Origin of the sequence: Thauera linaloolentis 47Lol = DSM 12138 (assembly GCF_000310205.1) — a bacterium.
GTDB classification, from domain to species: Bacteria; Pseudomonadota; Gammaproteobacteria; order Burkholderiales; family Rhodocyclaceae; genus Thauera; species Thauera linaloolentis.
In genome coordinates this window covers 25,370-36,489 of the sequence record NZ_AMXE01000037.1, presented here as the reverse complement: position 1 = coordinate 36,489, position 11,120 = coordinate 25,370, and the positions used below count along the sequence as shown (strand labels likewise).

At 68.4% G+C, this 11,120-nt stretch carries 12 protein-coding genes; 5 read left to right on the top strand and 7 right to left on the bottom strand.

Going from position 1 to position 11,120, the window contains the following annotated elements:
• The 7 genes from C666_RS11005 to C666_RS10975 form a co-directional block, all read right to left on the bottom strand.
• On the bottom strand, nt 1-683 hold a 683-nt coding region (locus tag C666_RS11005), incomplete at its 3' end, for an electron transport complex subunit E (RefSeq protein ID WP_004338452.1).
• Nucleotides 680-1,354 (bottom strand): RnfABCDGE type electron transport complex subunit G, encoded by a 675-nt coding sequence (locus tag C666_RS11000; protein ID WP_004338451.1) that lies wholly within the window; start codon nt 1,352-1,354, stop codon nt 680-682. The genes C666_RS11005 and C666_RS11000, both read right to left, overlap by 4 nt.
• Complete coding sequence (locus C666_RS10995) at nt 1,351-2,361, bottom strand: RnfABCDGE type electron transport complex subunit D (RefSeq protein ID WP_004338450.1); 1,011 nt, start codon at nt 2,359-2,361, stop codon at nt 1,351-1,353. The genes C666_RS11000 and C666_RS10995 overlap by 4 nt, the downstream gene beginning before the upstream one ends.
• A 4-nt stretch (nt 2,362-2,365) precedes the next feature.
• Nucleotides 2,366-4,081: an electron transport complex subunit RsxC gene (rsxC, locus tag C666_RS10990; RefSeq protein WP_038001695.1), complete on the bottom strand. Its 1,716-nt coding sequence runs from the start codon at nt 4,079-4,081 to the stop codon at nt 2,366-2,368.
• The gene (gene rsxB, locus C666_RS10985; protein ID WP_004338448.1) at nt 4,078-4,629 is read right to left on the bottom strand and encodes an electron transport complex subunit RsxB; all 552 of its coding nucleotides are present in this window, start codon (nt 4,627-4,629) and stop codon (nt 4,078-4,080) included. The genes rsxC and rsxB overlap by 4 nt, the downstream gene beginning before the upstream one ends.
• A 34-nt stretch (nt 4,630-4,663) precedes the next feature.
• Nucleotides 4,664-5,248 (bottom strand): electron transport complex subunit RsxA, encoded by a 585-nt coding sequence (rsxA, locus tag C666_RS10980; protein WP_004338447.1) that lies wholly within the window; start codon nt 5,246-5,248, stop codon nt 4,664-4,666.
• A gap of 98 nt (nt 5,249-5,346) precedes the next feature.
• The gene (locus tag C666_RS10975) at nt 5,347-5,892 is read right to left on the bottom strand and encodes an NUDIX hydrolase (protein ID WP_004338444.1); all 546 of its coding nucleotides are present in this window, start codon (nt 5,890-5,892) and stop codon (nt 5,347-5,349) included.
• Between the two features lie 190 nt (nt 5,893-6,082).
• Between C666_RS10975 and C666_RS10970 the strand changes: the two genes are divergently transcribed.
• From C666_RS10970 to motB, 5 genes are all read left to right on the top strand, one after another.
• On the top strand, nt 6,083-8,074 hold the full coding sequence (locus C666_RS10970) for a sensor domain-containing diguanylate cyclase (RefSeq protein WP_004338442.1): 1,992 nt from the start codon (nt 6,083-6,085) through the stop codon (nt 8,072-8,074).
• Nucleotides 8,075-8,098: 24 nt separating this feature from the next.
• Complete coding sequence (locus tag C666_RS10965; protein ID WP_004338441.1) at nt 8,099-8,362, top strand: flagellar transcriptional regulator FlhD; 264 nt, start codon at nt 8,099-8,101, stop codon at nt 8,360-8,362.
• 10 nt (nt 8,363-8,372) lie between these two features.
• On the top strand, nt 8,373-8,942 hold the full coding sequence (gene flhC, locus C666_RS10960) for a flagellar transcriptional regulator FlhC (protein WP_004338439.1): 570 nt from the start codon (nt 8,373-8,375) through the stop codon (nt 8,940-8,942).
• 209 nt (nt 8,943-9,151) lie between these two features.
• A complete protein-coding gene (motA, locus tag C666_RS10955; RefSeq protein ID WP_004338437.1) occupies nt 9,152-10,006 on the top strand; it encodes a flagellar motor stator protein MotA in 855 nt (284 codons plus the stop codon).
• 43 nt (nt 10,007-10,049) lie between these two features.
• Nucleotides 10,050-11,093, top strand: a complete 1,044-nt coding sequence (motB, locus tag C666_RS10950) for a flagellar motor protein MotB (protein WP_004338434.1) — start codon at nt 10,050-10,052, stop codon at nt 11,091-11,093.
• Nucleotides 11,094-11,120 lie beyond the last annotated feature (27 nt).

The window sequence follows — 11,120 nt, the reverse complement described above, 5'->3', positions numbered from 1 at the left end:
GCCGCGTCCTCGCCGGCCGGCGCAGCGGGCGGGCGCCGGCGCGCGCGCCCGGCCAGCCGGGTGTTGATCGCGTTGTAGGCGGCGATCAGGCAGCCCAGTGCGAGAAAGGCGCCCGGCGGCAGGATGGCGAGCAGGAAGCCGGGGTAGTCGTCACCGAACACCTTCCAGGCCGATAGCCCGGGGGCGATCATGTCGATGCCCGAGAACAGCGTGCCGGCGCCGAGCAGTTCGCGGATGCCGCCGAGCAGGCCGAGCACCCACACCAGGCCCAGGCCCATCATGACGCCGTCCAGGGTGGCGCTGAGCGGGTCGTTCCGGGCAGCATAGGCTTCCACGCGCGCGAGCACGATGCAGTTGGTGACGATCAGCGGGATGAAGATGCCCAGCACCAGGTAGAGGTCGTGGAAGAAGGCGTTGAAGCTCAGGTCAACCACCGTCGTCAGCGCGGCGATGATGAGGATGAAGACGGGGATGCGGATCTCGTAGGGAATGAAGCCGCGCAGCGCCGATACCGCGAGGTTGGCCAGCGCCATCACCAGGATCGTGGCCAGCCCGAGGCTGACGGCGCTCACCATGCTGGTGCTGACGGCGAGGATGGGGCACAGGCCGAGCAACTGGGCGAGGCCGGTGTTCTGCTTCCACAGGCCGTTGTACGAGATGTCGAGGAATTGCCGTCGGTTCATGGCTGCGCTCCGAAGGTGCTGCCGGCGGGGGCGATGAACAGGGCATCGTGGTGCGCGGCGGCCCACGCTGTGGCGCGGCCCACGGCGCCGACCACGGCGCGGGCGCTGATCGTGGCGCCGCTGCGGTAGGCGAAGCTGCCGCCGTCCTTGCGCACCGCCCAGCGCGCGGCGTCGACGTCCTTCCACGCGGTGCCGGCGAACTGGCTGATCCACGGCAGGTCCTTGCGGCGGTCCTTGTTCGGGTCGATGTAGTCGCCCAGGCCGGGGGTTTCCTTGTGGGCGGTGATGCGCACGCCCGACAGCCGGCCGTCGGCGCCGACCGCGACCACCATCGAGATGCGCCCGGCGTAGCCGTCCGGCGCGCTGGCCTCGACGATCAGCGCCACCGGCTCGCCGGCCTTGCGCGCGCGCCAGGCGCGCCCGCCGCCGTCGAGGCCGAGGGCGGGGGTGGGGCCGAGCAGCACGGCGTCGTCGAGCAGGGCGTTGTCGTAGCTGCCCGGCGGCAGGACTTCGTCGATCAGGCGCATCTGCGCCTGCTGCGCCGAGGCCTCGATCGCCGGCCGGGTGCAGGCGTGAGTGAAGGCCATCAGCGCGGTGAACACGAGGGTGAAGGCCAGCATGGCGGCGGCGCTGCGCAGCGCCGTGCGCGCGGCCGTGGCGGGCGCGTTCATCGCGGCCCTCCGCGATCCCGGCGGCCGAACACGCGAGGCTGGGTCTTCATGTCGATGAGTGGCACGCACAGGTTCATCAGCAGCACCCCGAAGGCGATGCCTTCGGGGTAGGCGCCGAAGCTGCGGATGGTCCATGCCAGCAGGGCGGTGCCGGCGGCGAAGATCAGCTTGCCGCGCGGCGTGGTCGCGCCCGATACCGGGTCGGTGACGATGAAGAAGGCGGCGAGCATGGCGCCGCCACTGGCCAGGTGGAACAGCGGCGGCGCGAAGCGCGCCGGATCGATCAGCCAGAACAGCCCGGATACCAGGGCCAGGGTGGCGATGAAGGCGGCGGGCATGTGCCAGGTGATGACCCGGGTGGCGACCAGCGCGAGGCCGCCGACGAGGTAGCCGAGTGCGATCCATTCCCAGCCGTGTCCGCCGAGAAGGCCGAAGGCCGGGCCTTGCATCAGGGCGTCGACCGGGCCGGCGCCCTGATGCAGGCCGGTGCGCAGGGCGTCGAGCGCCGTCGCACCGGTGATGGCGTCGATGTCGCGCGCGCCGCCGAGGATCAGTCCGAGCTGGGTGTCGAAGCCCAGCCCGCCCGCGGGCGGCCACTGCGACATCAGCGCCGGATAGGCGACGATCATCGCGCAGTAGGCGACCATGGCGGGGTTGAAGGGGTTCTGGCCGAGGCCGCCGTAGAGATGCTTGGCGACGACGATGGCGATCAGCACGGCGATCACCGTCAGCCACCACGGCACGATGGGCGGCAGGCACAGCGCCACCAGCCAGGCGCTGAGGACGGCCGACAGGTCGGCCAGCACGATCGCGACCGGGCGCTTGCGCAGAGCCAGCACCAGCGCCTCGGCGGCGAGCGCGGTCAGGGAGGCGATGGCGAGATTGACGAGGATGCCGGCGCCGATCTCGGCAACGTAGGCGGCGATGCCCGGCACCAGCGCCGCGAGCACGAGGCCCATCATGCGCTGGATGCTGGCCGGTTTGCGGATGTAGGGAGCGTGGATCATGGCGTCAACGGGCGGAGTCTCCGGCTTCGGCGGATGTGGCCCCGCCGTCGTCCGGCGTGTAGGTACTGCCGGCTTGTCTGCGGCCTGCGTCGGCGGCGCTCTCCGCTCGCGTCGCCGCGCCCGGGCCGTCGGCCTTGCGTGGCGGGGCGGCGGCTTTCTGCGCCTGGGCGCGGGCCAGCGCGGCGGCGATCAGGGCCTTCTTCTTGTCTTCGGCGCTGGCGGGGAGCAGGGCGGCCTGCTGCGCTGCGCTCGGGCTGGCCGCTGCCGTGCCGCTTCCGGCAGCGGGCCTGGCCCGCGTTTCGGCGGCCTTGGCGGCGAGGCGGGCGGCTTTTTCCTCCTTGTCCCGCGCCTGGCGAAGGTTGCGGAACTCGAAGCGCTCGCGCGCCCGGTCGGCGGCGGCCTGGTCGTGCTCGCGCGCCTGGATCTCGCCCTTGGCGAAGCGGTAGTAATCCACCAGCGGGATGTGCGCCGGGCAGACGTAGGCGCAGCAGCCGCATTCGATGCAGTCGAACAGGTGGTAGGCCCGCGCCTTGTCGAAATTGCGCGCGCGGCTGAACCAGTACAGCTCGAAGGGCTGCAGCTCGGCCGGGCAGGCGCGCGCGCATTCGCCGCAGCGGATACAGGGCTGTTCGGGCGGTGGCGGGGGCATCAGCGACGGCGAGGCGGCGATGATGCAGTTGCTGGCCTTGGTGAGCGGCACGTCGAGCCGCGGCAGGGCGAAGCCCATCATCGGGCCGCCCATCAGGTAGCGGTCGGTGTCCGCTCCGGGCCCGGCGAATGCCACGAGTTCGTCGAGCGGCGTGCCGATCGCGGCTTCCCAGTTGCCCGGTCGGGCGACGTTGCCGGTGAGCGTGACGATACGGTCCAGCAGCGGTTCGCCGTGGGCGACGGCGCGGTAGGCCGCGTGCGCGGTGCCGACGTTGAAGCATTGCACGCCATGCTCGGCGCCGAGGCGGCCGTGTGGGATCTCGATGCCGGTCAGGACGCGGATGAGCTGTTTTTCGCCGCCCATGGGGTAGCGCGTGGGCACGGGCTGGATGCGCACCTCGCCGCCGGCATCGTGGGCCGCGGCGCGCATTGCCGCGATGGCTTCGGGCTTGTTGTCCTCGATGCCGACGAGCAGCCGGCGGGCGCCGGCGAGATCGGCCAGGATGCGGGCGCCGGCGAGGATGTCGGTGGCGCGCTCGCGCATCAGGCGGTCGTCGCAGGTGATCCAGGGCTCGCACTCGGCGCCATTGAGGATCAGCGTGTCGATGCCCGCATCCGCGCCGAGCTTGACGTGGCTGGGAAAGGCCGCGCCGCCTAGGCCGACGACGCCGCAGTCGCGCAGCCAGGCCCGCGCAGCGTCGCGGCCAGCGGCCTTGACGTCGAAGGGCCTGTGTTCGATCCAGCGTTCCTCGCCGTCCGGCTCGATGACCACGCAGCGCGTCGCCAGGCCCGAAGGGTGGGCCATGGTATGGGGGTCGAAACCGGTCACGGTCCCCGAGGTCGGCGCATGGACGGCGGTGCCGAGGCTGCCTTCGGCTTCGCCGATGCGCTGTCCCTTGAGGACCTTCTGGCCGACCTCGACGCAGCAGCGCGCGGTGGCGCGCGGACTCTGGCGCAGCGGGACGATCAGGCGCGAGGGCAGCGGCGCGCGGCGAATCGGCATGCCGGCCGACGCGTCCTTGTACGCCTCGGGGGCCACGCCGCCGCGAAAGCTGAACAGGCGCGCGATCATGCGGCTTTCCCGATGGCCGCCGCCGGGTAGCGCCATTTCCAGGTGGGGACGGTCTCGGCGACGGACACCATGGCGATGCAATCGACCGGGCAGGGGGCGATGCACAGTTCGCAGCCGGTGCATAGCGGCGCGACGACGGTGTGCATCTGCTTGGCCGCGCCGACGATGGCGTCGACGGGGCAGGCCTGGATGCACAGCGTACAGCCGATACAGGTCTGCTCGTCGATGACGGCGACGGCCTTGGGTTTTTCGATGCCGTGTTCTTCGGACAGGGGCGTGAACTCGCGCCCGAGCAGGTCGGCGAGCTTGCGGATGCCGTCCTCGCCGCCCGGCGGGCACTGGTTGATGCCGGCCTCGCCGCTGGCGATGGCCTGGGCGTAGGGCTTGCAGCCGGGGTAGCCGCACTGGCCGCACTGCGTCTGCGGCAGCACCGCGTCGATCTTGTCGACGAGCGGGTCGCCCTCGGTCCTGAAGCGGACCGCGGCATAGCCCAGCGCCGCGCCGAGCGCGAGGGCGATGCCGGTCATGACGAGGAGGGCGGTCAGCATGGGCGGTGTCTTCTGCGGTCGGGGAAAGCCGCCGTCACTGGACGCGGTCCAGGCCGGCGAAGCCCATGAAGGCGAGGCTCATCAGGCCGGCGGTGACCATCGCGATCGCCGTGCCCTTGAACGGTGCCGGCACGTCGGCGCCTTCGAGCCGCTCGCGGATGCCGGCGAACAGCACCAGTGCCAGCGTGAAGCCGACCGAGGAGCCGAAGCCGAACAGCAGCGATTCGAGCAGGTCGTGGCGCATGCCGGCGTTGAGCAGCGGAATGCCGAGCACGGCGCAGTTGGTGGTGATCAGCGGCAGGTAGATGCCGAGCACCTGGTGCAGCAGCGGGCTGGCCTTGTGGATGACGAGTTCGGTGAGCTGGACGATGGCCGCGATGACGACGATGAAGGACAGCGTGCGCAGGTAGCCCAGATCGAAGGGCTGAAGCAGGTAGTGGTCGATCAGGTAGCTCGAGCCGGAGCCGAGCGTGAGCACGAAGGTGGTTGCCGCACCCATGCCGACTGCCGTCTCGAGTTTCTTCGATACGCCCATGAAAGGGCACAGGCCGAGGATGCGGACGAAGACGACGTTGTTGACCAGGACGGCGCTGATGACGACGAAGATGTAGCTTGTCATGGTCCGCCGAGGGGGAAATAACCAGCGGATTATCGCCCGTGGCGCAAGGAGGCTCAAGCCCGGGGCAGTCGGCCCGGGAAGATCGCGGCGCAGGGGCTTCAGGCGGCGGACGGCGGAGGCGGCAGGCTTGCGCTGTGGAAGGGCCAGTGGCCGCGGCGGCGGTCGTCGAAGAAGTAGCGCAGGCTCATGCCGATGGTGCGGAAGGCGATCTGCTCCCACGGGATGTCTTCTTCGCGGAAGAGCGCGACCTCGAGCGATTCCTCGCCGGCGCGGAAGTCCAGGTCGAGCAGGCGGGCGCGGTAGATGAGGTGGACCTGGCTGATGTGCGGCACGTCGATGAGCGTGTACAGCTCGCCGACCTCGATGCGCGCGCAGGCTTCTTCCTCGGTCTCGCGCGCGGCGGCCTCGGCCGTCGTTTCCTCGTTTTCCATGAAGCCCGCCGGCAGGGTCCAGAAGCCGTGGCGCGGCTCGATGGCGCGGCGGCAGAGCAGGATCCGGTCTTCCCATTCCGCCAGCGCGCCGACCACCAGCTTAGGGTTCTGGTAATGGATCGTGCCGCAGCGCGGACAGACGTGGCGCGGATGGCTGTCGCCCGCGGGGATGCGGAATTCGACCGGGGCGCCGCAGTTCGAGCAGAAGTTCATGAAGTAGGGATGGACGATGGGTTTTCTGGATTCTAGCGTGCTTTTCTGTGCGGGCCGGCGCCCGAATTCCACGTATGCTTGCAGACCATCCTGCAGATGTCGTCGATGGCTGGATTGACAGGTTTTTGCGAACAGGATAAAGACCCTGCGGTTCCGCCTTGCCGACGATTGAACACACCCCGAGGATTCCATGCAGCAGCCGATTGACATGAAGCGTTTCGAGCAGCTCAAGGCCGCAGGCGACCTTCCGTCGCCTCGCGGTGTGGCGATCGCGATCATCCGGCTCACCCAGTCCATGGATGTGTCGATGGCCGAGCTCGCGCGCGTCATCAAGGGCGACCCCGCCTTCGTCGGGCGCCTGATCAAGGCGGCCAATGGCTCGCTGGGCAAGGGCCGGCGCGCGGTGGTGTCGGTGCAGGATGCGCTGATGGTGCTGGGCCTGCCCGCGGTGCGCACCATGGCGCTGGGGTTTTCCTTGCTGTCGAATTACCGCAGGGGGGCGTGCGAGGCCTTCGACTACACCCGTTTCTGGTCGTTTTCGCTGGTGATGGCGCTGTCGATGCAGGCGCTTGCGCTGCGTGTGCGCATGGTGGCGTCGGACGAGGCTTTCAGCCTCGGTTTGCTCGCGCGCGTCGGTGAACTGGCGTTGACGACGCTGTATCCGGCCGAGTTCGGGCGGGTGCTGCACGAGATCGCGGCGGCGCCCGCATCGCGCCAGCTCGACCTGGAGCAGGCTGCCTTCGCGATGAACCATTGCGAGCTTGGTGCCGCGATGCTGCTGGACTGGGGCATGCCCTTGCCGATGGCCAATGCCGCGCGGTTCTACGAAACGCCCGAACGTGCGGGCATTTGCGAGGACGCCCGCGAAGCCGCCCTGATGCAGTGCCTGGTGCTGTCACGGGCGATCGCGCAGCTTTGCCTGGCGCCGGAGTCCGAGCACGCGCGGCTGATGGCGCCGATGCTGCGGCTGTCTGGCCGGCTCGGTGTGTCGCGCGGCGATTTCGTGGCGCTGTGTGAGCAGATCGGCCGCGACTGGGGAGAGTGGGGCCGCCTGCTGCTGCTCGATACCGGGCGGGTGCCCGCATTCACCGAGCTTTCCGCCCGGGACGAAACTGCCGTGGCCAAGACCGCGGCTCCGGCCGGCGAGGCGTGCCCGGAATCCGGCGCCGATGCCCGGGTGGCACAGGAGCCGGACGGCGGGCGTGCCGCGGAGGCGGACAAGGTGCTGAGGGTGCTCGTGGTCGGTGCGACCGACGAGGAGCGGGGGCGCATCCGGGCGGCGCTGAAGACGAGCGAGTTCTTCTTCGTGGACGGGAACGACGACGACCTCGTGATCGAACGTGCGATCGACGTGCAGCCGCAGTTGATGATCATCGACTGGAGCCAGGACGATTGTGCTGATTGGGTCCGGGCCCTGCGCAGCACGCGCTTTGGCCGCTCGCTGTACCTGCTGGCCTTGCTCGACAGCCTGGATGACACGATCCTCGGCGAGGCGGCGGAAGCCGGCGTCGACGACTTCCTCGCGCGGCCGGTGCGCACCAGCGCACTGTCCGTGCGGCTGAAGGCGGGGCGTCGCACCATCGCCCTGCAGCGCAGGCTCGAGCACGAGAGCGAGGAATTGAGGCATTTCGCGGCCGAACTCGCGATCTCGAACCGCCGCCTGCAGGAGGCGGCGATGACCGACGTGCTCACCGGCGTGCCGAATCGCCGCTATGCCATCGACCGCATGCAGATGGAGTGGACCGCGTGCGCGCGGCATCATCGCCCGCTGTCGGTGATGATTGTGGACCTGGACGATTTCAAGGAGGTCAATGACGCCCACGGGCACGATGTCGGCGACATGGCCTTGCGGCAGGTCGCGGATGCCCTGCGCAGCGAGTTGCGCGTGCAGGACGTCGTCTGCCGCACGGGCGGCGACGAATTCCTCGTCATCTGCCCCGATTCCGACCTGAATGCGGCGCTTGCCTGCGGAGAGCGCCTGCGCGCCGCCGCCGCCGGACTCCAGATCGACACCGGCGGCCCCAGCCTGCGCCTGTCGGTCAGCATCGGCGTGGCGACGCGCGACGATTCGATGCCCGGCATGAAGGCGCTCACCAAGCTCGCGGACCGCGGCGCCTTCCTCGCCAAGCAGCGCGGGCGCAATTGCGTCGTCGCGCTCCAGGTGCCCGGTTCGGCCTTCTGAATCGCCCTTTCCCCGTTCTACCTCATGCTTGCGCAACAGATGCTGCGCAGCGATCGGGCGACAGCGATGTTCCGGCTCGGCATCGGCGAAGAACTGGCGAGCCTGATCGAGACGATGAGCGCGGCCAAGCTCGTGAGAATGGCCGGCAGCCAGATGCTGATGCCGTGCTTTCGTTTCGACGATGCCCGGCTTGCGCGCCTGATGGCCGGCGAGGGGCGCGATTCCGTGAGCGCCGGCCTGCATGCCGCAATCATTGCCGCGGGCAAGGCGGCCGAGGGTACGGCCTGAGGAGCATGAGATGAAGAACAAGAGCGTCATCGATGAGGCGGACGACATCCGCCGCGCGGTCGAAATGGTGCAGCTCGGTGCGCGCATGCAGATGCTCGAGGTCGAGACCCGGCTGAGCCGCGAGAAGCTGCTGCGCATCTACAAGGAGGTGCGCGGCGTGTCTCCACCCAAGGGTATGCTGCCGTTCTCGACCGACTGGTTCATGACCTGGCAGCCGAACGTGCATTCGTCGCTGTTCATGGGGCTCCACCGCTTCTATGCCGGGCATCGCGGGCTGAAGGGGCTCGATGCCATCATTAAGGCCTATCACCTGTACCTGGACCACATCGAGGCAAGCGGCGTCGAGCCGGCGCTGAGCCTGACGCGCGCATGGACGCTGGTGCGCTTTTTCGATGCGGATCTGCTGCAGATGGCGGCCTGCACCTCGTGCGGCGGGCACTTCGTCGCGCATGCCCACGACCCCGTGCATGATTACGTATGCGGCCTGTGCAACATGCCCTCGCGCGCAGGCAAGTCGCGCGCGGCCAAGGCGGTCGCCAAGCGCAGGCCTTCGGCCAGGCCCGTCGCCGTGACGGCTTGACGCAAGGTTCCGGTCCTCCGCCGGCCACGGCTGGCGGACATCGCATGGCAGGGGCTGCCCGCAGGCTGGGGCAGCCCCTGGTCTTTGGTGCTTACGCAAGCCGGTGTGCGCCCGATTCAAGTTTTTCGGGGGTGGGACGATAAAAGTCACGTGTTCTGGATTCAGTTGCGGTTAGGCTTTGCCGCAGCATCTTCATCTTGGAGTGACCAGTGTTCCTGATCATCGGCTACGTCATTATCCTGGCCGCTTCGCTGGGTACCTATGCAGTGCATGGCAGCCTTGCCGCGCTGTGGGTGCCGATGGAGTACCTCGCCATCATCGGCCTGATGATCGGCGGCTTCGTGGCGGGCAATGGAGGCAAGGCGATCAAGGCGACGATCGGTGCGCTGCCTTCGGTCTTCAAGGGGTCCATCTACAACAAGGCCATGTATGTGGACCTGCTGGCGCTGCTCTACGAGATCCTGGCGAAGGTCCGCAAGGAAGGCCTGATGTCGATCGAGAACGATATCGAGAATCCGGATGCGAGCCCGATCTTCTCGAAGTATCCGAGCGTCACCGCGGACCATCATGCGGTCGAATTCATGACCGACTACCTGCGCATGATGGTGGGCGGAAACCTGAACGCATTCGAGATCGAGAACCTGATGGACATGGAGATCGAGACCCACCATGCGGAGGCGCACCAGGCGCCCCACATCGTGTCCAAGGTGGCCGATGCGCTGCCGGCCTTCGGCATCGTCGTGGCGGTGATGGGGGTGGTGAACGTGATGGGCTCGGTGGGCCAGCCGCCGGCTGTGCTGGGCAAGATGATCGGCGGCGCGCTCGTCGGTACCTTCCTCGGCATTCTGGTGTCCTACGGCTTCGTGGCGCCGATCGCCGGCCAGCTCGAACAGAAGGTCGAGGAGAGCGGCAAGATCTACCAGGTGATGAAGGTGGTGCTGCTCGCCAGCATGAATGGCTATGCGCCGCAGATCGCGGTCGAGTTCGGGCGCAAGGTCCTTTACTCCACCGACCGTCCGGGCTTCGTCGAGCTCGAACAGGAACTCAAGAACCGCAAGGGCTGACGATGCGAGCGCAGAACTGCGGACGGACTGAAGGGAGCGTGGCGTGAGCGACGATACCCAGCAGCCCATCGTCGTCAAACGCATCAAGAAGGGCGGCGGCGGCGCGCATGGCGGTGCATGGAAGATCGCCTACGCCGACTTCGTGACGGCGATGATGGCCTTCTTCCTGCTGATGTGGCTGCTCGGCTCCACGGCCCAGGGCGACCTGGAAGGCATTGCCGACTACTTCCAGAATCCCATCAAGATGTCGATGGCAGGGGGCGACGGCACGGGCGACAGTTCGAGCGTGATCCCTGGAGGCGGGGAAGACCTGACGCGCTCGGTGGGCCAGGTCAGGCGCGGGGATGTCGAGAACACCCGCTCGATCAACATGGATGCCGCGGGCGGCAAGCGCAAGAGCGATGCCGAGATCAGCGCCCAGCAGCTGGCCGAGCGCAAGGAGCGCGCGCGGCTGATCGACCTGAAGGGCCGGCTCGATGCGATGATCGAGGCCAATGCCTCCCTGCGCCAGTTCAAGAACCAGATCCTGATGGACATCACCACCGAAGGGCTGCGGATACAGCTCGTCGATGAGCAGAACCGGCCGATGTTCATGTCCTCGAGCGCCGAACTGAGGCCTTACACGCGCGACCTGTTGCGCGAGATCGCGCGCGCGCTGAACGACGTCGATCACCGCATCAGCCTGTCGGGCCACACCGATTCGTCCCAGTACGCGGGGGGCGAGCGGGGCTTTTCGAACTGGGAGCTGTCCTCCAACCGTGCCAACGCCTCCCGCCGCGAACTGGTCGCGGGTGGGCTGGAGGCCGGCAAGATGGTCCGGGTGGTGGGGCTCGCGGACACCATTCCGCTCAATCGGGACGATCCTTACGATCCGGTCAATCGGCGCATCAGCATCATCGTGCTGAACAAATCGACCGAAGAGGCGATCCGCAGCCAGACGAGCACCGCTGGCATCGACGTGAAGTCCGGCGATGGCGAAGCGATCGGCGAACAGATCGGGAATGCCGCCCCGGCGGAGCAGGTGGCGGCACCGTTCGGCGGCGTGGGGGGGCTGATCCAGGGGCTTCCCCCGCCGCCGCCACGCTGAACCGCGCGGCTCAAGTCTTGATGTATT

Excerpts from the sequence above, each read along its gene's own strand:
- rsxC (WP_038001695.1), bottom strand. The coding sequence starts at position 4,081 with ATGATCGCGCGCCTGTTCAGCTTTCGCGGCGGCGTGGCCCCCGAGGCG.
- C666_RS10975 (WP_004338444.1), bottom strand. The coding sequence starts at position 5,892 with ATGAACTTCTGCTCGAACTGCGGCGCCCCGGTCGAATTCCGCATCCCC.
- flhC (WP_004338439.1), top strand. The coding sequence starts at position 8,373 with ATGAAGAACAAGAGCGTCATCGATGAGGCGGACGACATCCGCCGCGCG.
- C666_RS11000 (WP_004338451.1), bottom strand. The coding sequence starts at position 1,354 with ATGAACGCGCCCGCCACGGCCGCGCGCACGGCGCTGCGCAGCGCCGCC.
- C666_RS10965 (WP_004338441.1), top strand. The coding sequence starts at position 8,099 with ATGCTTGCGCAACAGATGCTGCGCAGCGATCGGGCGACAGCGATGTTC.
- C666_RS10995 (WP_004338450.1), bottom strand. The coding sequence starts at position 2,361 with ATGATCCACGCTCCCTACATCCGCAAACCGGCCAGCATCCAGCGCATG.
- rsxA (WP_004338447.1), bottom strand. The coding sequence starts at position 5,248 with ATGACAAGCTACATCTTCGTCGTCATCAGCGCCGTCCTGGTCAACAAC.
- rsxB (WP_004338448.1), bottom strand. The coding sequence starts at position 4,629 with ATGCTGACCGCCCTCCTCGTCATGACCGGCATCGCCCTCGCGCTCGGC.
- C666_RS10970 (WP_004338442.1), top strand. The coding sequence starts at position 6,083 with ATGCAGCAGCCGATTGACATGAAGCGTTTCGAGCAGCTCAAGGCCGCA.